Here is a 20,880-nt window from a genome sequence, read left to right on the forward strand (position 1 = left end):
CCTCCGCTTACTTTTTAGCTTTAACGGTAGCCCACTTACGCGGCGGCAGGTACCCCTTGAGCTTATCCATAACAATTGCAGAAGGAGTCTTGTCTTTTATAAACAAAATACCGTCACGGACAACCCTCATCAGCAGAGTAATATCATCAATCCTTTTTTCTACCTTGATAGCGATGGGCATGAAGAGCATATTGGCGAAAAGCGCGCCGTAAAGAGTGGTGGTCAGAGCGGTTGCCATTGCGGGTCCGATGGAACTCATATCGTCTCCCATTCCCTGCATCATGGCAATAAGACCAATCAGGGTCCCGATAATCCCGAATGCGGGAGAAAGAGTGGACATGGTACGGTAAATACCTGCGGCACTGTACTCCTGCTCGTGGTACTGCTGAATACGGTTGTCGAGAATCTCCTTGATCTCCTCTTTGGAATAACCGTCCACAAGCATCTGCAGCCCTTCCCGCAGAAAATCGTTTTCTATCTTTTTCAAGCTTCCTTCGAGATGCTCTTCTCCCTTGGAAGCCACCTGCTTGGACAGGCCTACAATAACATTGATATAGTTCTCGAGAGGCAACTCATCCGCCCCCATAGCCATCATGAAGACTTTAAGAACACGCATAACCTCACGCAAAGGATAACAGATAAAAGTCGCGGCAATGGTTCCACCGCCAACAATGGCTATTCCAGGGAGGTTGATAAAGACCTCTACAGAATCTGTTGATGTATAAGTCGCCACTGCCAGAATAGCCATGCCGAAAAAAATACCGATTATGGTGGCAATATTCACTTAGCTTCCCCCCCTTTGATCTCCCTGACCATATCAAAAAGCTCGCTTACCGCATCCTCAGCTTCAGCCTCGTCAACATGCTCCCGCACTTCATCTTCAACTACCTTGGCTATCTTTTTGGCAAGGTTGGATAGTATTTTCTTGCGGGCCTCCTCCTCGGCAATACTCATAAGCAGACCAAGCTTATGATAACCCAGGCGAGTGAACACCTCCTTCAGGGTCGCATTGTCAACGTAGACGATGTCTTCTATCTCCTCAAGTTCAGATATATCTTTTTTCTTTCGTGCAACCTTGCTGAAATAATCAGGCTCCTTCTCCGCGGCCCACTCCTGAACTTTTTTACGGTCAAACATGAACATGGTTTCAGGAAAATCTTCCTGACCAATCTTTTTATAAATAATCTTGGGATCACTCTCCAACATGGAAGCAATTTCATAGATATCAACCACCTGCAGCTCGGATGTGGTGGTAAAGGCACTCTGCTGCAATTCCTTGAAAAGATTGGTGGATACTTCGATAAAATTGACCGGATCAGCAATCTGAATAAAGCGGTCGGGGAAAGCCTTTCCGGTGCGGAGGTCAATGACCTCAATCATTTTGAGACTCTTAAGCTTGTTCATCACGGAATCGATATCCGCCTGTGAAACAAGTATGATATCTCTTATCTTCTTGCACAGCTTGCTGTACTCTAATCCCAGATCATGATTGCGCTCTTTACGGGCCTGTTCACGATCCATACTCAGGTGGGTTCTGTAGGCAAGATCAAGTATATGGCAGATACTGGTAAAATTATTGCGGTGTCCCTTGGGGGCAATCATATCCCCGGTACGGGCCAGTCTTTTTACCAGAAGGCGGGTCATGTACTGGATGGTTCGCGGACACTGGTCCAGAAGCTTAAGGATGATCTGGTCAGTAAGAATTACAAGATCGCAATATTCAGCAGCTTCCGCGTTGGCGGACCGGTTTCCCTTGGCAATAATGCCCATCTCACCGAAAATCTCGCCTTCGCCAAGTTTTGCCAGAACGATCTTTTCATTATTCAGGATTTTATAAATATTAACCGAGCCTTTCTTGATCATATAGGCGACGGAACTCTCCTGACCTTCCTTGAAAATTTCCTGCCCCCTGTAAAAAGACTTGATATTAGGACTACTGGACCCCATTAAACTCTCCTGAAAGTGCCCTGAAGAAAGGTTACATATGGGTAAATACAATTAAGACCCGGAAATCAGCTGCATCTATACCGCAGATAGGCATTATTGAATCAAACTTAATCCACGGTTCACCAAGTAACCTATATCATATTATTATAAAGAACAATACACCCGCTTCAAAGGGCTAAGAATAGTTGACATTATAACAATAATGACCATCATGGCTTTTACCATCCTCAAGATCTATTCCTGAATCTAATCCTGTCTTTTAAGGAATCACCAACCTCCTTTTCACCAAAAGTCACGGGCTCTAGCTACCTGAAATATAAGCCTTTGAGGATATTTATTTTACTTACGAAGTGCGGGTAATCCTGTTAAGGTCTGGGCATTCGAATTGTTTTTAGGATATGTTTCAAACAGTTTATACAATCTCGGAACAGTATTATGACAACTGAGCTGAACCTCCTGATAGGCCACCTTTCCGTTGTAGGCGGCTTCATTCTCGCAGCCATTCTGGTTATGTCCATCCTCCGTAAGCAGCGGACCTCATCCGCGGCTTTCGCATGGCTGATGGCTATTGTATTCGCCCCCTATATAGGCGTTCCCCTCTACCTTATTTTCGGAGGAAGGAAACTTAAAAGGGATGCGCATACCAAAGATGACATCCACCTTGAAGTACAGGAAACCATACCACCGGAAAAAGCCGATCCCATTGACTGCCTGCTGCGCGAATACGGAATTCCGGGCGCTACTGGCGGTAACAAAGTGTATCTCTGCCCCACCGGAATAGATATATACAACGAACTGGTAAATCTTATTGAAAACGCCGAGCACCAGATACTTATTGCCACCTATGTTTTTTCACGGGACGAGGTGGGCAGAGACATTATGGAAAGGCTGGCCCGCAAGGCCGCGCAAGGTGTTACAGTCCGGCTTCTGCTTGATGATATCGGCTCCATGTTCACCACCCGCCGTTTCCTGAAAAAACTGATCGATAACGGAGGTAAGGTCGGCTATTTCATGCCCCTGTTCAGAGCTCCTTTCCATGGCAACAGCAACCTGAGAAACCATCGCAAAATCGCTATTGCCGACCAGAAGACAGTCATTGCCGGGGGCACAAACATTGCCAATGAATATATAGGCCCCGAGCCGTGTGAAGACCGCTGGACTGACCTTTCATTTGTTTTACGCGGTCCGGCTGTTCGACATTACATAGAGGTTTTCCAATCGGACTGGTATTTCGCATACGGCGAGAAAGTGAACATAATTCCTCCCTGCACCGAAGGATCGGCTGTCAGCGGAAAAGGAGTCATGCAGGTTGTTCCTTCAGGACCTGACGTACCCCGCGACCCTGTACATGACGCCCTGCTGACCGCGGCTTTCACAGCCGATAACCGGCTCTGGATAGTGACTCCATATTTTGTCCCTGATGAAGCCCTCGCGCAGGCCCTTCGCCTTGCGGCTCAACGTGGTGTTGATGTCCGGGTCGTGATTCCAGCCAAATCAAACCACCGCATACCGGACCTTGCCCGGGGAACCCATCTCCGTGAACTTGAAGACTGTGGCGGCAGAATCATCAAATATCCGCATATGGTACACGCCAAGGTGGTGGTTGTGGATGACCGCCTTGCTGTAGTGGGTTCTGCCAATATGGATATGCGCAGCCTTTTCCTGAATTACGAGATTGTAATGTTCTCATACTCCGAACCCGATGTTGAAGAAGTTCATAACTGGGTAAGGGGCTTAATTAACATGAGCAGTGAGGGCACGGATCAAGTTGGATTTTTCCGGGATACAGTTGAAGGCATGGCCCGTCTTGTCGCCCCCCTGCTATAGTTGCCCTTGACCCGTGGCCAGCAGGAATTACATTATCAGGATGACTAAAATTTTATTGATCCTGCTCTCATCCATAGCAGCGGTCCTCGGCTTTGCCTCAGCCGGCTATGCATGGGGACCGGGAGTGCACATGGCTATAGGAAATGCCGTACTTGCAAACACCCAAGCCCTGCCTGCTGAAGTTGCCCGCCTGCTGCTAGCGAACTCTGCAATCTTTTTATATGGCTGCCTGAGTGCGGACATCTTCATCGGTAAGGGGAGTAAAGCGAAGCGCAAACACAGCCACAACTGGAAAACAGGTTTCGGACTGCTCAGTGAAGCTGACGAGGCCCACCTTGAAGCCTACTCCCTTGGCTACCTCTCTCATCTGGCTGCAGATACAGTGGCCCATAACTACTACGTACCCAATTTGATGCGGGAAGCGCCCGGCGGCGGGAGGCTGACCCATGTATATATTGAAATGCTCGCGGACGATCAGGTTAACTGGTCAGCACAGCAGGCGACCAGACTTTTCAAGCAAGCAAATAAAGAAGCGGATCTGACGCTTCGAAAGCATATGGATGCCCGCAAGTTAAGTTTTTTCCTGAAAAAAGGCGTATTCCATCAGACTATCGGGCTGCTTGAATACAAGACCGTCACCCGCTCCCTCAACTTTTCAAAGAAAGTGATTCCCGCTTATCATACCGACTACCTGCACTCGGTCCTTGATTACTCATACCGTCTGGTAATAGACCTCCTGAATGATCCAGAGCAGGCCACCGCACTAGGATTTGACCCCATCGGCAGCCGGAATATAGCACTGGCCACCAAGGAAAATGGAATACGTAATACCCTCAGGCGCAGGGCCAAGACCTCAACAAAATTCCAAATAGACAGGAACATAAAAGAGCTTCCTCAGCCTTCTGGAATCGAGATGCTCTATAAATCAGCCTCAAATCCTCCGAGACACGGCTTCCCGGACTATTGATAATCATTGGATAGACCACCATCTTCACCTGCACATATACTCCGCACCACCACGAATTAAATTCTAACTTTAGAGATAAAAACACTCAAAAAGTCGCCTTAAATCTAAAAAGTTCGAATTAAGTTCTCAGGAAACCCATTATTATCCCTTAATGGTGTGGACACTTTATCTTTTATGCAATAGCAATGCAGTTTTTACAAAATCAATGCAGTACTGATAAAAACAACAGTAACAATACATTAAAGTTGCATCATCAAAATTTATTAGGTTTAAGATTCATTGATGTTGAGCATAAACACCCTTCTTTCCACACCGTCCAGCAAGCCACTCTCGTTTTTACAATTTTGATATTTTTTTAGTGTCTTATTTTTTTTAATTCAATATTTCAGATATATACAAATTCAAAGTCTATTTCAAAATTGTAAACACAAAGACAATAAAGATAGGCTTGGGAAATTTTTCACCAAAGTATTGATCGAAAAATCAACGCGTCCTGAATTTTGGGAGCATGAGAAAAACGGCCTTCTCTACACCACATAAGCCTTTGAATTTAAACAACTTTAAAAGTAAAAACACAGCTGAATTTTATTTACTATGTATATTTGAATTCTGCTTTACCTACTGTTGACTTGCATCAGGGTCAGGCATACTTGGGAATTGTGAACAACGCCAATTTAACCAATTTTTTTTGGAGGAATATAAAATGTACGCAATCGGAACCATCAAGGCCTGGGCCGCAACAAGAGCTGCACGCAACTCAAATGAAGCAAACCACAGCATGCACGCCGTGCTGACTATTGCAACTCTCGGACTCTGGCTTCCAGTATGGACTGTAGTGGCAATCCGCCAGAACAACCGTAACAAGATGAGAAGCACCCTGGTGGACCTGCGCCACATTGAGCGTCTCGAAATCTCCCCCGAATACCGCCGCCAGCTTGCCCGTATGTCTTAAGCATCCTGCTGTAAGCTGATTTTTCCGCGCCCGGCTTTTTTTTTAAAGCCGGGCGCACCATTATCCAGACCTTTTCATACAAGGGCTGTACTTCCGTCCGGGCCTGACTTATACTCGGCCACTCTTCTATGCTGCCTCAGCAACTCCTCTGTTTCCCGCGCCAAAACAGATTCATATTAGTCACCGCACTCCTCAGTTGAAACGGAGAATGCCTTTCTGTAATTTATCAAAAAACGGGGAATACCATGTTTGATTACGACATTGCTCACTGGACAAGCTTCCTGCTGGCCGCTTTTCTTCTGAACATCGCACCGGGCCCGGACATAGCTTTCATTCTAAGTCATACAGTAACCGGAGGCCGCAAAGCCGGTTTCGCCGCCATGTTCGGAATATGGACCGGCGCATTTGGACATGTGCTGCTGGCAGCTCTGGGGCTTTCAGCTGTTATTGCGGCATCCGCCACAGCTTTCGCCTTGGTTAAGTGGATCGGTGTCGGATACCTTTTCTGGCTTGCGGTTCAGGCTTTGAGGTCGAAAGGATGCGTATTGAATATCAGCAAAGAAACTCCTTCCAATTGCACTTCCGCAATATTCAAGCAGGGAGTATTAATTGACCTGCTGAACCCTAAAGTAGCAACATTCTTTTTGGCCCTTCTGCCGCAATTTGTAGTTGAGGGTGCCGGGCCTGTCTGGGCACAGCTGACACTGCACGGAACGCTGATAATCGTTACAGCGGCATTCATTGAGCCGGCTATGATTTATGCCGGAGACAGAATCACGGGCAGACTTCGTGAAAGCCAGAGCCTGCAGGCATGGCTGGACCGCGCTCTCGGATGTGTTTTCATCTCGCTTGGGATCAAACTTGCCATGTATGAACGTTGAGAACAGACTTCCGGCAGATCAGGGCTAATGCAGTATCAAGGGCTTATCTTCAGGCAAAGGTCTTTGCCTTAAATGCTCCCTTCTGCTATTTTTCAGCAAACCAAGGAGCATAAAGTGAATAAATCAGTCTTTGCAATAATTCTTCTGTGTTTGCTGATAAGCGGATGCCAACCCAAAATGAGCCTTTTCCCTGACGGAACCGACCCTTTGCTTGAACATACCCTGCAAGGTAAGGGAGATGATAAAATTCTCGTTATTCCGGTGGAGGGAACCATATCGGATGAACCTAAAAGTGGATTTTTGAGTTCCCGCCCAAGCCTTGTACAGGAAGTGTCTTCCAGGCTTAAGCTTGCCAGGGAAGATGACTCCATCAAGGGGTTGATAATAAAAGTCAATTCTCCCGGAGGAGGGGTTACTGCCAGCGATATCCTTTACAACGAAATCATGCAGTTCAAGCAGGAAACCGGAATCAAGGTTGTTGTATGCATGATGGATGTGGCAGCTTCGGGCGGATATTATATCAGCCTGCCCGCGGACAGGATAATGGCCCACCCGACATCCCTGACAGGATCTGTCGGAGTGATTTTCATCCGGCCTAAAGTTGATGGACTGATGGATAAAATAGGCGTTTCCGTGGAAGTTTCCAAATCCGGCAGAAACAAAGATATGGGCTTTCCCTTCAAACCTGATACGGATGAACAGAAACAGATTCTCAATGAAATAATAAATGATTACGCTAACAGGTTTCAATCTCTGGTCAAAAAACACCGTCCCATTTCCGATGATAACCTGAAAAAGGTCTTCACTGCTCAGGTTTTCAGTGCAGAAGGAGCAAAAAAAATAGGGCTGATCGACCAGACCGGATACCTGCCTGATGCTGTAAAATCAGTTTGTGAACTGGCCGGAATTCCGGAAGATTCAAAAGTTATTACCTATAAGCGCAAGACTTTTCCCAACGACACTCTTTACAATTCAGCTGACGCGAAAGTCTTTTCCCCTGCGCTGATAAATATCGACACAACAAGCCTGATGCCGCCCAAGGCAGGTTTTCATTACCTCTGGCTGCCAGCAGCAAAATGATTATAGCCTCACTGCTTTGCATTCCGGAAAAAAACATGTATTAACTGCCCGTTTGACCAAATGACAGTAACAACACACCGGAGAACCATGATGAAGAAAAACAGCCTGATCCTTACGCTCATCCTGCTTGTTTCACTGGCTCTTTTCAGTGCCTGTACTCAGGAGACCCAGAACCGTATCGGGCGCTCCATACAGAACTGGACCGGGGTTGACGGAGTCCTTGAAATTTATTCCGGCGGAAAACTGATCAAGAGATTCATTAAAATCGACAAACTTTCCACAGCCTCTGCCACCAAAGACCGAGCTCATCGGCCCTACCGATTCGGATACGGTGTCCATGACACCAATCTCAATGGCAAGGCTGATCCCGGTGAAAAGAAAGTTTACTTTGAGTTCAGTGACTACTCCACAAATTACGTCTTCTTTGAAGACTCTGATATGAAATAATTATCCAGCCGGACTTTTAAGTCCGGCATTTTTTTGCCCATGAAAAAATGCATAAGAGCAGCTAAAGCTGTCACAATGTCCCAAGAGGAAAGCTTCATTGAAGATTTTGCCATGATCCATGATGGCGAAAGAATCCTTGAAGCAGGAAGATGGTCCGATATTGGAAAATTATACCAGGGAGAAGTGGAAGACCTCGGTGACGCAACCATTGTCCCCGGGCTGATCAACGCTCATGTGCATCTTGAGCTTTCTCATCTCAAGGGGCGCACCGTTGAAGGACAGGGATTCACCAAATGGGTCAAGTCGCTTCTCTCAAATCCCCTGTACGACCTTGAAGAAGAAGCCGTGCGCGAAGCCCTGCGGGTAATGCTCATAAGCGGTACTGCTTTCTGTGTTGATATTTCCACCCGCAACTGCTCTTCCATTGCTTCCATAATGGATGAACTAGGAATGGGCTTTTATGCCTGCTGCGAAGCCATAGGCCTGCAGCAACCGAAGGATGGAGCCCGGTTCTTTCCGGCTAAGCAGTTTAAAAATGGACAAGCCGCCGGATCGGGCCATGCTCTCTACTCCACTTCTCCTGAACTTCTGAAGGAAGTTAAAAAGGCGGACAACAATGCAGGGCTAGCCTTCCCTATCCACCTTGCTGAGAACGAGGAAGAAGACGAAATTGTCGCCAATGGAACAGGGGAATTTGCGGAGATGCTCAAAGGAGCAGGGATGCTTGCTGACTGCGGCGGCAAGGGGCTGAGCCCTGTTGAATATGCCGATTCTTTAGGGCTGCTGGACAACACCACTCTGGCGGTTCACTGCGTACGTGTTTCAGACACTGATATCGCCATCCTTTCCGAAAGAGGTACTAATGTCTGCCTGTGCCCGCGCTCCAATAAATACATCGGCGAAGGCAGGGCCCCGTGGGAAAAAATTTTGAAGTCCGGTATAAATACTTGTCTGGGAACAGACAGCATAGCCTCCAACTACGACCTGAACATGTGGAAGGAGCTCGAATACCTGATAGACAACATTAAAACTCCATTGTCCGCATTCGAGGCACTTTCGCTGGTAACACGAAACAGTGCCCTTGCACTTAACATACATGATTCCTACGGCTCTCTGGAAAAAGGAAAACGGGCGGTCTTCGCCATAGTTCCCGAAAACCTTGAAGAGCCTTTGTTCTCATAACTTTTTCAGTCCGCGCAGGCGGAACAAAGAGGTTTATATGGAATGGCAGCATAAGGATCTGCTGGACATCACACAGCTAGGCAAAGAGGAAGTGCGGCACGTTTTTGAAACCGCAACCTATTTTCAGGAAATCAACTCCCGACCGGTAAAAAAAGTACCCACCTTGAAAGGCCATAGCGTGGTCCTTTTTTTTGCCGAGCCAAGCACGCGGACCAAGGTTTCGTTCGATATGGCGGGGAAAAGGCTTTCCTGTGATACCTTCTCACTGGCCAAAAGCTCAAGCAGTCTGACCAAGGGAGAAACCCTCAAAGACACATCCCTGACCCTGCAGGCCATGAACCCCGACGGGATCGTGATCCGCCACTGGGCAAGCGGAGCAGCACAATTCCTTTCAGAGCGTCTGGAATGCAGCGTGATCAATGCCGGGGACGGACGCCATGCCCACCCGACTCAGGCACTGCTTGACGGATTCACTCTCTATCAGGAGTGGGGAGACCTTGAAGGCAAAACAATTCTTATTCTTGGTGATATCGCCCACAGCCGGGTAGCCCGCTCAAATGTCATCCTGCTGACCATGATGGGAGCGAAGGTCCGGCTTTGCGGTCCACGAACCCTGCTGCCCCCCTATCTCAAAAACTGGCCCGTAAAGGTCTACACAGACGTAAACGAAGCCAGCAAGGGAGTTGACGCAATCATGTGCCTGCGGCTTCAGCTGGAACGCCAGCAGGCAGGACTGCTCCCTGATGTACGGGAGTATTCAAAATACTTCGGTCTGGGACACAAGCAACTGGAGTTGGCCTCTCCGGACGTAAAAGTCATGCATCCCGGCCCCATGAACCGTGGAGTAGAGATCAACTCCGAGATAGCGGACAGCGCCGCGAGTCTGGTACTTGATCAGGTGGCCAGCGGAGTCGCTACCCGCATGGCACTTCTGTATCTTTACCTGACCCGGAAAAAATAAAAGTCCCCCTGCAGCCCCGGTGGCCAGAGAAACATTTGGGTAAAACCACCTCGACTTCTCAACAATATAAGCAGGGGCTAGCTGCTGGATTATGAAATTATCTATTAAATACCGATACTGATCTTTGGCTCCTCCAGTTAAGCTTGATTTATTTTTTTAAAAAGGGCTTAAGCCGCCGGAGCAAACATATTTAGGAGAACAGACCATGATCAATCCAGAACTCGTTATCCGCAAAGCGGTCTGGAAAGGCGAGGAAGTGGACCTTCTTATATCCGAAGGCAAAATTCTTGAGGTAGCCCCCTCCTCCGACACAATGTATGAAGGTGCAGAAGTTGTCGCGGCCCGAGGCCTGCTGCTTATGCCCAGTCTGACCGATGTGCACGTTCATCTGCGTGAGCCCGGATATGAATACAAGGAAGACATCGCCTCCGGACTGAAAGCTGCTGCTCAGGGCGGTTTTTCCAATATCATGTGCATGGCCAACACAGCCCCTGTAAACGACAATTCAGTTGTTACCGATGAAATGAAAGCCAAGGCAAAAGCGGCTTTTCCAATGGGTGGACCCCGCCTTTTTCCGATTGGAGCACTGACCAAAAATCTCGAAGGCAAAGAACTTTCTCCCATGCACGAACTGGCTGAGGCCGGTTGTGCCGCATTCTCCAACGACGGAGTTCCCGTAAAAAGCAGTGAACTTTTCCGCAGGGCCATGGAATATGCTTCCGATACTGGCAGGCCGGTTATCGACCACTGTGAAGACCCTTATCTTGAAGTAGCCGCAGGGGTTAACGAAGGTGAAGTATCCAGCCTGCTGGGACTTGCCGGACAGCCTGATGTCGCCGAAGCTTCGCAGGTCGCGCGCGACCTGCTTCTAGCTGAATATCTGGACATGCACATCCACCTGGCCCATATTTCCTGCCGCAAATCAGTGGACCTCATCGCATGGGCCAAAAAACGCGGAGTCAAAGTAACTGCCGAAACCTGTCCGCACTATCTTCTGCTCACAGAGGAAGCAGTCAAAGGCTACGGGACCGATACCAAAGTCAATCCGCCTCTGCGCACTGCGGACGATGTGGATGCATTGCTCTGCGGAATCAAAGACGGGGTAATCGATATGTTCGCCACTGATCACGCCCCGCATGCCGCCCATGAAAAGGAAGTTGAATTCATGAATGCTCCCTGCGGAATATCCGGGCTTGACACAGCGCTTTCACTGACATGGTCTCTGGTAGCTGATGGCAAAATCAGCTTTGACAGGTTTATCGATATGTGGACAACCCGCCCATGTGAAACCTTTGACCTTCCGCTGAACAGTTTCCGCAAAGGCGACCCGGCAGACTTTTTCCTCTTTGACCCCATGGAAGAATGGGTGGTGACCCCTGAATCAATGTTCTCAAAAGGTAAAAATACGCCTTTTATGGGCCAAACCCTGAAAGGGCGGGTTATAAGCCATTTCCTTAGTGGGAAAAAAATAGTATGACCTCTTGAAAAGACAGAGTAAAAAGCTGTCATCAAAGGCAAAAGATTAATAAATTTATATAGTTGATCGATAACTGTTGTATTAACAACAGGCTGTTTATTTCTGATAAGGAGAAATTATGAGCGAACCGTTCAAGGACGCGGTGGGAATCTGCAAAACCATCATGCGTAACGGCTATGATGCATACATTATTAACGAAAGACTTCAGAAGCTGACCATCGAAGATAAAGGCCATGAAGTTGAACTGGATATTTCCACCGAACTTGACTTCAAGGGACTGTCCAGACTGTTCCCCAGCATTCAGCCGTCTGAGCAGCAGGAAATTGCGGCTGTACTCAAAGAAGGTGAGACCACTTTCCTTTTTTACACCTCTGAGACAAGCAATTCCTCACACCCTGAGGAATGCGTTTCCCGCATGACTCCGAGACTGCTCAAGGCTCTCGAAAAACAGCATGAAATCCCCATGTCCGCGGCCTGCCCCTACATTCCCAAGGCCAAAGATCCATATGAAGGTTTCGCTGAACTGAGCAGCGGCGAAGTCCGCCTGCTGGGTATCCCGGACCAGACTCTCAAGAAAGATTATCTCATGGGTATCAGGGCGCTGCGTTTTGCCGCAAACTACAATCTGCCCATTGAGACAAATACCAAAATAGCCATTATCCGCTCCTGTAAGCGTATTCTGGACTATGTTCCCGTGCCCGAGATCATGGACGAATGGCGTAAGGTTGAGGCTGAAAACATGTACGTTTTCGTCTCCCTGCTTTTTGAAACCATGATTCTGCACGGCCTTATCCCCGAAATTGCAGCTCTGTCCCGCCTTACACAGGTGAAGAACAGCAAAACCGGGGAAATGGAAGATGTTTTCAGCCACACTCTCGATGTGATGCGCCTCTACCCCGAAGAACTGCCTTATGACTGGTTCGGCGTAGTCGCCTGCATGTTCCATGATGTGGGCAAACTCTACACAGCAGAGGAAGTCGAAGGCCGCTGGCAGTTCCTGCAGCACCACCGTGTCGGCGCTAAAGTCACCAGAAAGGTTCTGACCCGCCTGAACTTTCCCCAGGAAGATGTGGATCTGATCTGCGACCTCGTTCGCCATCACATGCGCTTCCATTTCATGCTGACTGACAAGGGGATCCGGAAATTCAAGGCGATTGACGAATATCCGCGCCTTATTGAAATGGTCCGCGCGGACATCAAAGCCCGCGGAACCACCTACAAGGAATTCAACCACAATATCAAAATGCTCGAGCGCGCTGACATTCCTGAAGAAGCTCTTGACCCGTTCCTCAACGGTAACGAGATCATGCAGCATACCGGACTCAACCCCGGCCCGGTTGTCGGTATTATCCGTGAAACACTGCTCAAGGCCCAGATAGCCGGAGAAGTGACCAACATGGAAGAAGCCATTGAGTATGTGAAAGAACAGGCTAAAAACTCTTAGTTTTAAGCTCATAAATCACACTCAAGAGCCGGATCAGATCTGATCCGGCTCTTTTTTTTATTTTTCCCGTTGACCTGTCTATAACTTCATAGTGCAGTTTATACACATCACATAGCTATGGAGTTGGAAATGGCAAAAAATTCATCATCAGGTTTTACTGTCGGAAGGCTCGCTCAAAAATATGGCCTTTCGCGCAGTACACTGCTCTACTACGATTCAATCGGACTGCTCTGCCCAGCTTCACATGCCAAGGGCGAATACAGGTTGTACGGGAAAAGTGAAGAAAAGCGTCTGGATCAGATTTGCCACTACCGTAAGGCCGGAATTCCCTTGAAGGACATAAAAAATATTCTGGACTCACCGGCAAGCGGAATAAGCAATGTTCTAGAGGCAAGGCTCGAAGAGCTTAATGAGGAAATATCCTCTCTTCATGCCCAGCGGGAGTTCATCACCGGTATTTTGAGAAAATCACCGGAAATCAAATCCTCCGGAATGGATAAAGCCGCGTGGGTGGAAGTGCTGCGTTCTTCAGGGTTCAGCGAAAAAGATATGAAAGAGTGGCACAAAGCCTTTGAAACCACACACCCGGACAGACACCAGCAGTTTCTTGAATACCTGCAGATTCCTGAGGATGAAATCAGACTGATCCGCAAATGGTCCTCCGGACCTAAAAAATAAACTACAGCAAGACAGCAACCAATCTGCAGATTAAAAATAAACAGCAGTCATCCCGGCCAGATGAATGCAAAAAACGCCAAATTCAGGAGCAGAAAAATGGATAAAGAAAAATGGACCGAAATATTCAGGGAAGCTGGTTTCAACGATGAAAACATGTATGACTGGCATAAGGCCTTTGAAGAGCTTTACCCTGAAATGCATCAGGCTTTTCTTGAGCACATAAATGTTGATCAGGAAGAGATTTTGAAAATCCGGGAATGGTCCGGACAGGATTAAACAAAGCCGGGAGGGGGTATTTCCCTCCCATGCTTTCCTTGAACTGTGGACATAACCGGACATTCATTGTTCTGGCAGTCTGACAAAAAAACCCGCATATCTTTAAAAGGATATGCGGGATTATAGTCTCTTAGCAGAAGTGAATGTTTTGCAGCAGTTCCTGCTGACAAGGCCAAACCCACGTAAGAATCTGCCGCAGAAAGCCGGGGGTTATCGCTGAAGCAACCTCTCGCCTGCTTCCACAGAACGGGTAACCCAGACGTTACCACCAATGACCGAACCTTCTCCGATGGTAACACGGCCGAGGATTGTGGCCCCGGAGTACACGATTACATTGTCTTCCACGATGGGATGCCGCGCGATTCCCTTGATCAGCTGACCGGAATCATCTGAAGGAAAACTTTTCGCGCCAAGGGTTACCCCCTGATAAAGACGGACATTACGGCCGATTATACAGGTTTCGCCGATTACAGTTCCTGTCCCGTGATCAATAAAAAAGTGCTCGCCTATCTGCGCTCCGGGATGGATATCTATTCCGGTCTTGGAATGAGCCATCTCACCGATAATACGGGGAATCAGATCTACTTCCAATTTATAAAGCTCATGGGCAATACGGTGGTGCGTAAGGGTGGTTATGCTCGGATAGCAGAAAATTGTCTCACCGGGACTTTTGGAAGCGGGGTCCCCGACATAGGCGGCCTGAACATCAGTAGCGAGAAGGCGGCGGATTTCAGGAAGCTTTGCCATGAACTCCGAAGCAATGCGCCTCGCATCGGCTTCACAGTCAAAACAGTTGCGCTCATCGGATTTGCAGAAAAAACAATGCCCGCGCAGAACCTGTTCCACCAGGATTCTGTACGCCACATCGAGATTTCCTCCGATATGGTAACGCATGGTTTCCGGGCTGATCTCAGAATCACCGAAATATCCCGGGAAAAGAACCGCCTGAAGGCGCTCAACCATTTCTCCAAGCGCATCAAGGGAAGGCATGGGGCGATCATGCTCCGGCATATGGTATACGGCTTCATACGAGCTTTCTTCACACAAATCTTCCACAACATCCGCCAACAGCGGATTTCCGATCTTGCTAACCATTTTATAAACCTTAATCCTTGAAAAGCGCGGTGCTCAGATAACGCTCCCCGGTATCGGGAACCACAAACACCACAAGCTTGTCTTTATTTTCTTCTCTCTTTGCAATTTCAACAGCCGCATGTGCAGCGGCCCCGGCAGATATTCCGCACAATATGCCTTCTTCCTGAATCAGGCGTCTGGACATGGAGATGGCATCTTCATCGGCCACTTTAACAATTTCATCTATAATATCAGAGGACAGGACCTCGGGTACGAACCCTGCGCCTATCCCTTGAATACCGTGCGGAGATGGTCCTCCACCCGACAAAACGGGTGATTTTTCAGGTTCCACCGCAACAATCTCTATGCCGGGATTACGTTTTTTAAGTTCTGAACCGACCCCGGTCAGAGTTCCGCCTGTTCCAACACCGGCCACAAAAATATCGATCTTACCGTCAGTATCATCCCATATTTCATTGACGGTTTTGCTGCGGTGAGCCAACGGGTTGTCAGGATTGTCAAACTGCAGGGGTAAAAAAGCGTCAGGATTGTTTTCAGCAATCTCCCGGGCCTTGTTTACCGCCCCGGTCATGCCTTTAGCCGCGGGTGTAAGGACAAGCTCGGCCCCGAATCCTTTCAGCAGATCTTTGCGTTCCTGACTCATTGATTCAGGCATCGTCAAAATAAGCTTGTAGCCTTTTACCGCACACACAAAAGCCAGACCGATACCTGTATTGCCACTGGTAGGCTCAACCACAGTAGCACCGGGCTTCAGAGCACCCCGCTTTTCGGCTTCTTCAATCATGGAAACACCTATACGGTCTTTCACAGAGGAGCAGGGATTAAAAAACTCCAGTTTTGCAACAACCTGTGCCAGACAACCATCAGTGACTTTGTTTAACCTCACCAGAGGAGTATTTCCCACCAGTGAAATCATTGATTCGTGAATCTTCATTTTCAACCCACTTTATTAATGTATTTTTATTTTCCCTGCCCTAAATTGACGCAAAAAGCAAAAAATGCGGACGGAATATTGTACTTCTTTTATATCCGCCCGCACTTTTCCAGAAACTTTCAGCCATCCACACAATTAATGCTGGTGGTCGTCCACCCAGTCGAGGCCTTCATCACCACGTCTGAAAGGAGACATTTCACGCAATCTGCTGATAATCCCCGGAAGCTCCTTGAGAACCAGATCAATGTCTTCATCAGTGTTGTAGATGGAAAGCGAAAACCTTAATGAACCGTGAGCGTAGGTAAAGGGTACTCCCATTGCTCTCAATACATGAGAGGGTTCAAGTGACCCGGAAGTACAGGCTGAACCGGAGCTCGCGCAGATACGGAACTGGTCAAGCATGAGGAGCATGGCCTCTCCTTCGATGTACTTGAAAGCGATCGAAAGAGTATTGGGCAGTCTTTTCTCGGTATCCCCGTTTATGATGGAATCCGGAATCGCGGCAAGCAGACCTTTTTCCAGACGGTCACGCATGGCGCGGACACGGGTGTTCTCATCATCAATATGCTTAACCGCCAGGTCCATGGCTGTTCCAAGCCCCACAATACCGGGCAGGTTCTCAGTTCCGCCGCGACGACCATGCTCCTGATGACCTCCGAGCATAAAAGGCCTGAAGGGAGTATTACGGCGCAGAAACATAGCTCCCACACCTTTAGGGGCATGAATCTTGTGACCCGAAAGGACCAGATAATCCACAGGCAGTTTTTTGAGATCAATAGGGATCTTTCCAACAGCCTGAACCGCATCAGTATGGAAAAGAACTCCTCGCTCCTTGGCTATTTCCGACATTTCTTCAATGGGAGAAATCACACCGGACTCATTGTTGGCGTACATGACCGAGACAAGAGCTGTGTCGGGACGAAATGCATCCCTGTACTGGTCAAGGTCAAACATCCCTTTGGAATCGACAGGGAGATAAGTTACATCATAACCTTTACGCTCGTAATGCTTGGCAACATTGAGCACTGCGGGGTGCTCCACCCGGGTTGTGATTATGTGCTTTTTACCCGGTTGTGATTCCAGTGCAGAGAATATTGCGGTGTTATCTCCTTCGGTTCCGCAGGAGGTAAAAATAATCTCGTCAGGATCACAGTTCAGCCCGGCTGCTATTTTCTGTCTGGCCTGCTCCATCAGCATTCCGGACTGTCCACCGAGACCATGCATGGAAGAAGGGTTTCCGTATTCTTCGCCAAGCAGGGGAAGTATTGATTCGCGAACCTCTGGTGCGACCATGGTTGTGGCGTTGTTATCCAGATATACAGCACACATATTAAGCCTCCCGCACGGTGATTTCGGGTTCCACGGTTTCCTTGAGTCTGCGCTCCACAAAATCCTTGAGGGTAATACCGCTTGAAGGACAGCCTACACAGGCTCCGCGCAATGATACAATTACTTCATGACCGTCAATATCTATCAGTTCAATATCCCCGCCATCCTTGTTCAAAGCCGGACGGATTTCTTCTTCAATTGTCTGTGTGACCAGCTGGAAGCGCTTGATATTAGTCATTGCAGCAGGCTTTTCAGATACCGGTTCAGGCTTTGCTTCCTTTCCGGTCAGGGTTTCCGTTATTATTTCCTGAATGCGCCCGTGACATTCTTCGCATCCGCCACCGGCCTTGGTGAAGTTTGTGACCTCTTCAATTGTGGTCAGCTTATTCTGGAGAACCGCATGCTTGATCTGCAGGTCGGTCACACCGAAACACTTACAGACCACCTCACCTTCCGGAGCAGGAGCGGCTTCAAGACCGCGGAACTTGCGGATTGCATCCTCAAGAGCTTCCTGTCCCATCACGGAACAGTGCATCTTCTCCTTAGGCAGACCGCCCAGAGCATCAGCTATTTCCTTGTTTGAAATCTTTTCGGCCTCTTCGACTGTCATCCCCTTGATGAGTTCGGTGAGGATGGAGCTGGAAGCAATTGCACTTGCGCATCCAAAAGTCTGGAACTTGGCATCTTCGATTTTTCCATCCTTATCTATCTTCAAAAAAAGTCGCAGCGCGTCACCGCAGGAGAGTGAACCCACTTCACCTACAGCATCAGCATCTTCAATCGTGCCCACATTCTTTGGATCCAGAAAATGCTCTCTTACCTTATCTGTATATTCCCACATGATATCCTCCGCATCCCCGTGGAGGGGTGATTTTAATTTACAGCTCCTGTTATCAGGGCTTTGATTATTATAGAATTATACGCACATCATAAATATTGTGAAGGAAAAAGCTGATAAAGCTCTTCTCTGTCAAAAGACATTTCATACCATTTTAGTATGGTTTATTTTACGCTCATGTCCCCTGACCTGCAAGGACAAATATTGGGCTACTTCTTTTAAATTAGGATCGGAAAGAAAAAATACAAGTGCGCCTGACAATTAAAAATCATATAATTAGAAACAAAATCCTAACGATATTCCCGAGGATTCAATTCGCCTTTCAAAACTGCAAGGGCACCGCGGCCCATCACTTCCATCTCTTCAAGACCGGTAACAACCTTCACCGGCGCTATAAACCGGACAAGCTCTTTGAGGTCAGCCACAAGCTTTTTGCTATTGGCCAGTCCTCCGGCCAGTATGACCGCGTCTACAGGCAGCTTCTGCTCATCCTTGCGCATCAAAGCCGGAATAAGGGAGCAGATATGGCGGCTTATGTTGTATATCAGTGCATCAAAAATCAGAGAAGACTGCTGGTCACCATCACTGATACGGGCCTCAAGAACCCTCAAGTCATTAGTTCCGGCCAGCGCAAGAAGTCCGCAGCCTGAAGTTATGATTTTCCGGATCTCTGAAAAAGTATATTTTCCGGACTCAACAAGATCCAGTACCGGGAGCACGGGCAAGGTCCCTGATCTTTCAGGACTGAACGGCCCCTCACCGTCAAGAGCGTTCAAAACATCCACCACCCGGCCCCCACGGTGGGCTCCAACGGAAATCCCTCCGCCCATATGGCAGACTATAAATTTCGACTTTTCATACTCCAGCCCCATCTGTTCCGCCACGCTTCTGGCCGCCCCCCTCTGGCTCAAGGCATGAAAAACACTTCTACGCCTGATCTCTTTGAGTCCCGTTATACGTGCCACGGGATCAAGCTCGTCAGTAACAACCGGGTCCATTATCATGGACGGAACGCCCCATGTGTCGGCTAGCTCCCGGGCAATAATCGCCCCAAGATTGCAGGGGTGCGCCCCGTAACGGGCGCTCTGTAGATCGGCAATCATTTTCTCATTTATTGAATAAGGCCCTCCGGGAATAGGCTTCAGTAACCCGCCCCTGCCGACAACCATATCTGGAACGCCCGCAAGTAGTTCTTCTTTAATTAAGTCCATAACAGATGCACTTCTAAAGGCTTTCTGATCCATAACAGAGTCAAATTCATCTATAGTCTCGCGTGGATGACGTACTTCTCCATCAAAACAAATTCTGCCGTCACAAAACATCGCTACTTTAGTGGAAGTGGAACCGGGGTTAATTACAAGAATTCTTACAGACATTAATATACTCCATTAACTAAAACATACATCCTGCAACTACAGCTTTTAAGAATAAACATGACTTCACATATGACCATTTATATTCGTATATTTAGCAGAAGCAAATATGTCCATACTTGACTAAGATCAGACAACAGTTATTTTTTAATTCACATCTGGCAAACAATTTATAGCGGTAATCCCATATCAATCCGGTTGAATTCCCCCAACAAAAGGCAGGTATATATGAGTTTAAAAGTTGTACCCATCAATACACTCACCGCCACAAGAAGAAAAATACTGCATGCAGCATATAAATGTGCCGCGCTGAATGGATTCAACAAACTTGACGTGGATGATATCGTTACAAGATCCGGTGTTTCCAGGAAGATTCTATACAGTTATTTCAATGGGCTGGAAAATCTGATGATTGAACTGGGAAGTTCAGGGATTTACTGGCCAACGACCGAGGAGCTTCTGGCCAATGCTCCCTCGAAATTTCCCGATCTTTCCCCGGAAGAACAGATCGGAGCCTTTTTCACGGCACTGAGAAGAACCTTGGAAACAAGACCGGACACACTCCGTCTTCTCGCTTGGGAAATGATAGAAAGGACTCCTCTTTCAGAAGCCCTGGAGGACATACGGGTACGCACAGCCCTTGAATTCTTCGAACATTTGACCCCGGATGTCCCGGATGACGTAGACCTTCCGGCTGCAGTCGCCCTCCTTGGCGGAGGCATCTCCTATCTGGTGATTCGCTCCCTGACAACGAAAAGCTTCGGCGGTGTTAGCCTGCATGAGGAAATAGGTTGGGAACGGCTGGATGATACAATGAACAAAATGCTTAAGGGGCTGCTCTTTCCATGCAGCGGCAAATCACTTACGCATACGGAAAAAGATGATCAGGGGTGAAGAAAAAACCATAACGGCAATTGCAGCTTCAGGTGGAAGAAACTGCTGTGCAGCGACACATATCCCCAGCAGGATAAGAAACCAAGGCAGCCATCCGCTCACGTAAATCTGCCCCACAGGACCGAAAAACAAACAGAGCAGAATTCCTACCCAGAGAACTCCCGGCATGGACTTCCTTAATTTGAAACCCAGCCAGATGGGCAAAATGACGGCTCCGACAGCAAGGATCAGAACTATAATCAAATTCAAATCATCGCCACTCATCTTCCCTCCAAGCTCAGCAGTAATGTTTGATTTG

At 48.0% G+C, this 20,880-nt stretch carries 21 protein-coding genes; 13 read left to right on the forward strand and 8 right to left on the reverse strand.

From position 1 onward, the window contains the following. Positions 1 to 7: 7 nt before the first annotated feature. Both ACZ5PW_RS01650 and ACZ5PW_RS01655 read right to left on the reverse strand, forming a co-directional pair. Positions 8 to 784, reverse strand: coding sequence for a motility protein A (locus ACZ5PW_RS01650; protein ID WP_464557443.1), 777 nt, complete (start codon positions 782 to 784; stop codon positions 8 to 10). Beyond that, positions 781 to 1,947 carry a cyclic nucleotide-binding domain-containing protein gene (locus tag ACZ5PW_RS01655; protein WP_464557445.1) on the reverse strand — a complete coding sequence of 389 codons (1,167 nt, stop codon included), beginning with the start codon at positions 1,945 to 1,947 and terminating at the stop codon, positions 781 to 783. The genes ACZ5PW_RS01650 and ACZ5PW_RS01655 overlap by 4 nt, the downstream gene beginning before the upstream one ends. Positions 1,948 to 2,382: 435 nt before the next feature. Here ACZ5PW_RS01655 and ACZ5PW_RS01660 point away from each other — a divergent pair, with 435 nt between their 5' ends. From ACZ5PW_RS01660 to ACZ5PW_RS01715, 12 genes are all read left to right on the forward strand, one after another. Then, a complete protein-coding gene (locus ACZ5PW_RS01660) occupies positions 2,383 to 3,774 on the forward strand; it encodes a phospholipase D-like domain-containing protein (protein WP_464557447.1) in 1,392 nt (463 codons plus the stop codon). 40 nt (positions 3,775 to 3,814) lie between these two features. Next, positions 3,815 to 4,741 (forward strand): zinc dependent phospholipase C family protein, encoded by a 927-nt coding sequence (locus ACZ5PW_RS01665; protein WP_464557448.1) that lies wholly within the window; start codon positions 3,815 to 3,817, stop codon positions 4,739 to 4,741. A gap of 703 nt (positions 4,742 to 5,444) precedes the next feature. Further along, positions 5,445 to 5,693, forward strand: a complete 249-nt coding sequence (locus ACZ5PW_RS01670; protein ID WP_464557450.1) for a hypothetical protein — start codon at positions 5,445 to 5,447, stop codon at positions 5,691 to 5,693. Between the two features lie 245 nt (positions 5,694 to 5,938). Further along, positions 5,939 to 6,574, forward strand: coding sequence for a LysE family translocator (locus ACZ5PW_RS01675; protein WP_464557452.1), 636 nt, complete (start codon positions 5,939 to 5,941; stop codon positions 6,572 to 6,574). A gap of 177 nt (positions 6,575 to 6,751) precedes the next feature. Then, on the forward strand, positions 6,752 to 7,654 hold the full coding sequence (gene sppA, locus ACZ5PW_RS01680) for a signal peptide peptidase SppA (RefSeq protein WP_464557454.1): 903 nt from the start codon (positions 6,752 to 6,754) through the stop codon (positions 7,652 to 7,654). 87 nt (positions 7,655 to 7,741) lie between these two features. Further along, positions 7,742 to 8,101, forward strand: coding sequence for a hypothetical protein (locus tag ACZ5PW_RS01685; protein WP_464557456.1), 360 nt, complete (start codon positions 7,742 to 7,744; stop codon positions 8,099 to 8,101). 75 nt (positions 8,102 to 8,176) lie between these two features. Continuing rightward, entirely contained in the window at positions 8,177 to 9,283 is a 1,107-nt protein-coding gene (locus tag ACZ5PW_RS01690) for an amidohydrolase family protein (RefSeq protein ID WP_464557458.1), read from the forward strand. Between the two features lie 37 nt (positions 9,284 to 9,320). Next, a complete protein-coding gene (locus ACZ5PW_RS01695) occupies positions 9,321 to 10,244 on the forward strand; it encodes an aspartate carbamoyltransferase catalytic subunit (protein ID WP_464557459.1) in 924 nt (307 codons plus the stop codon). Positions 10,245 to 10,449: 205 nt separating this feature from the next. Next, complete coding sequence (locus tag ACZ5PW_RS01700) at positions 10,450 to 11,721, forward strand: dihydroorotase (RefSeq protein ID WP_464557461.1); 1,272 nt, start codon at positions 10,450 to 10,452, stop codon at positions 11,719 to 11,721. A 118-nt stretch (positions 11,722 to 11,839) separates the two neighbouring features. Continuing rightward, positions 11,840 to 13,165 carry an HD domain-containing protein gene (locus ACZ5PW_RS01705; protein WP_464557463.1) on the forward strand — a complete coding sequence of 442 codons (1,326 nt, stop codon included), beginning with the start codon at positions 11,840 to 11,842 and terminating at the stop codon, positions 13,163 to 13,165. A 129-nt stretch (positions 13,166 to 13,294) separates the two neighbouring features. Next, a complete protein-coding gene (locus tag ACZ5PW_RS01710) occupies positions 13,295 to 13,843 on the forward strand; it encodes a MerR family transcriptional regulator (RefSeq protein ID WP_464557465.1) in 549 nt (182 codons plus the stop codon). A gap of 96 nt (positions 13,844 to 13,939) precedes the next feature. Then, positions 13,940 to 14,119, forward strand: coding sequence for a hypothetical protein (locus ACZ5PW_RS01715; RefSeq protein ID WP_464557467.1), 180 nt, complete (start codon positions 13,940 to 13,942; stop codon positions 14,117 to 14,119). Positions 14,120 to 14,329: 210 nt separating this feature from the next. On the opposite strand, the gene epsC is transcribed toward ACZ5PW_RS01715, so the two are convergent. From epsC to buk, 5 genes are all read right to left on the reverse strand, one after another. Beyond that, positions 14,330 to 15,214: a serine O-acetyltransferase EpsC gene (epsC, locus tag ACZ5PW_RS01720; protein ID WP_464557469.1), complete on the reverse strand. Its 885-nt coding sequence runs from the start codon at positions 15,212 to 15,214 to the stop codon at positions 14,330 to 14,332. 10 nt (positions 15,215 to 15,224) lie between these two features. After that, complete coding sequence (gene cysK, locus ACZ5PW_RS01725) at positions 15,225 to 16,148, reverse strand: cysteine synthase A (RefSeq protein WP_464557471.1); 924 nt, start codon at positions 16,146 to 16,148, stop codon at positions 15,225 to 15,227. Between the two features lie 135 nt (positions 16,149 to 16,283). Continuing rightward, the gene (gene nifS / locus ACZ5PW_RS01730; protein ID WP_464557472.1) at positions 16,284 to 17,477 is read right to left on the reverse strand and encodes a cysteine desulfurase NifS; all 1,194 of its coding nucleotides are present in this window, start codon (positions 17,475 to 17,477) and stop codon (positions 16,284 to 16,286) included. A gap of 1 nt (position 17,478) precedes the next feature. Then, positions 17,479 to 18,318 (reverse strand): Fe-S cluster assembly protein NifU, encoded by an 840-nt coding sequence (nifU, locus tag ACZ5PW_RS01735; RefSeq protein ID WP_464557473.1) that lies wholly within the window; start codon positions 18,316 to 18,318, stop codon positions 17,479 to 17,481. 287 nt (positions 18,319 to 18,605) lie between these two features. Next, positions 18,606 to 19,691 (reverse strand): butyrate kinase, encoded by a 1,086-nt coding sequence (gene buk, locus ACZ5PW_RS01740; RefSeq protein WP_464557474.1) that lies wholly within the window; start codon positions 19,689 to 19,691, stop codon positions 18,606 to 18,608. A gap of 225 nt (positions 19,692 to 19,916) precedes the next feature. Here buk and ACZ5PW_RS01745 point away from each other — a divergent pair, with 225 nt between their 5' ends. Beyond that, positions 19,917 to 20,582: a TetR/AcrR family transcriptional regulator gene (locus ACZ5PW_RS01745; protein WP_464557476.1), complete on the forward strand. Its 666-nt coding sequence runs from the start codon at positions 19,917 to 19,919 to the stop codon at positions 20,580 to 20,582. On the opposite strand, the gene ACZ5PW_RS01750 is transcribed toward ACZ5PW_RS01745, so the two are convergent. Beyond that, the gene (locus ACZ5PW_RS01750; RefSeq protein ID WP_464557477.1) at positions 20,547 to 20,846 is read right to left on the reverse strand and encodes a hypothetical protein; all 300 of its coding nucleotides are present in this window, start codon (positions 20,844 to 20,846) and stop codon (positions 20,547 to 20,549) included. The two genes, ACZ5PW_RS01745 and ACZ5PW_RS01750, sit on opposite strands and share 36 nt — an antisense overlap. Between the last annotated feature and the right edge of the window lie 34 nt (positions 20,847 to 20,880).

This window comes from Maridesulfovibrio salinus (genome assembly GCF_055394525.1).

Bases quoted from the DNA above. Each gene is read 5' to 3' on its own strand.
- ACZ5PW_RS01655 (WP_464557445.1), bottom strand. From the start codon at position 1,947: ATGGGGTCCAGTAGTCCTAATATCAAGTCTTTTTACAGGGGGCAGGAA.
- ACZ5PW_RS01660 (WP_464557447.1), top strand. From the start codon at position 2,383: ATGACAACTGAGCTGAACCTCCTGATAGGCCACCTTTCCGTTGTAGGC.
- ACZ5PW_RS01665 (WP_464557448.1), top strand. From the start codon at position 3,815: ATGACTAAAATTTTATTGATCCTGCTCTCATCCATAGCAGCGGTCCTC.
- ACZ5PW_RS01670 (WP_464557450.1), top strand. From the start codon at position 5,445: ATGTACGCAATCGGAACCATCAAGGCCTGGGCCGCAACAAGAGCTGCA.
- ACZ5PW_RS01675 (WP_464557452.1), top strand. From the start codon at position 5,939: ATGTTTGATTACGACATTGCTCACTGGACAAGCTTCCTGCTGGCCGCT.
- sppA (WP_464557454.1), top strand. From the start codon at position 6,752: ATGAGCCTTTTCCCTGACGGAACCGACCCTTTGCTTGAACATACCCTG.
- ACZ5PW_RS01685 (WP_464557456.1), top strand. From the start codon at position 7,742: ATGATGAAGAAAAACAGCCTGATCCTTACGCTCATCCTGCTTGTTTCA.
- ACZ5PW_RS01690 (WP_464557458.1), top strand. From the start codon at position 8,177: ATGTCCCAAGAGGAAAGCTTCATTGAAGATTTTGCCATGATCCATGAT.
- ACZ5PW_RS01695 (WP_464557459.1), top strand. From the start codon at position 9,321: ATGGAATGGCAGCATAAGGATCTGCTGGACATCACACAGCTAGGCAAA.
- ACZ5PW_RS01700 (WP_464557461.1), top strand. From the start codon at position 10,450: ATGATCAATCCAGAACTCGTTATCCGCAAAGCGGTCTGGAAAGGCGAG.
- ACZ5PW_RS01705 (WP_464557463.1), top strand. From the start codon at position 11,840: ATGAGCGAACCGTTCAAGGACGCGGTGGGAATCTGCAAAACCATCATG.
- ACZ5PW_RS01710 (WP_464557465.1), top strand. From the start codon at position 13,295: ATGGCAAAAAATTCATCATCAGGTTTTACTGTCGGAAGGCTCGCTCAA.
- ACZ5PW_RS01715 (WP_464557467.1), top strand. From the start codon at position 13,940: ATGGATAAAGAAAAATGGACCGAAATATTCAGGGAAGCTGGTTTCAAC.
- epsC (WP_464557469.1), bottom strand. From the start codon at position 15,214: ATGGTTAGCAAGATCGGAAATCCGCTGTTGGCGGATGTTGTGGAAGAT.
- cysK (WP_464557471.1), bottom strand. From the start codon at position 16,148: ATGAAGATTCACGAATCAATGATTTCACTGGTGGGAAATACTCCTCTG.
- nifS (WP_464557472.1), bottom strand. From the start codon at position 17,477: ATGTGTGCTGTATATCTGGATAACAACGCCACAACCATGGTCGCACCA.
- nifU (WP_464557473.1), bottom strand. From the start codon at position 18,318: ATGTGGGAATATACAGATAAGGTAAGAGAGCATTTTCTGGATCCAAAG.
- buk (WP_464557474.1), bottom strand. From the start codon at position 19,691: ATGTCTGTAAGAATTCTTGTAATTAACCCCGGTTCCACTTCCACTAAA.
- ACZ5PW_RS01745 (WP_464557476.1), top strand. From the start codon at position 19,917: ATGAGTTTAAAAGTTGTACCCATCAATACACTCACCGCCACAAGAAGA.
- ACZ5PW_RS01750 (WP_464557477.1), bottom strand. From the start codon at position 20,846: ATGAGTGGCGATGATTTGAATTTGATTATAGTTCTGATCCTTGCTGTC.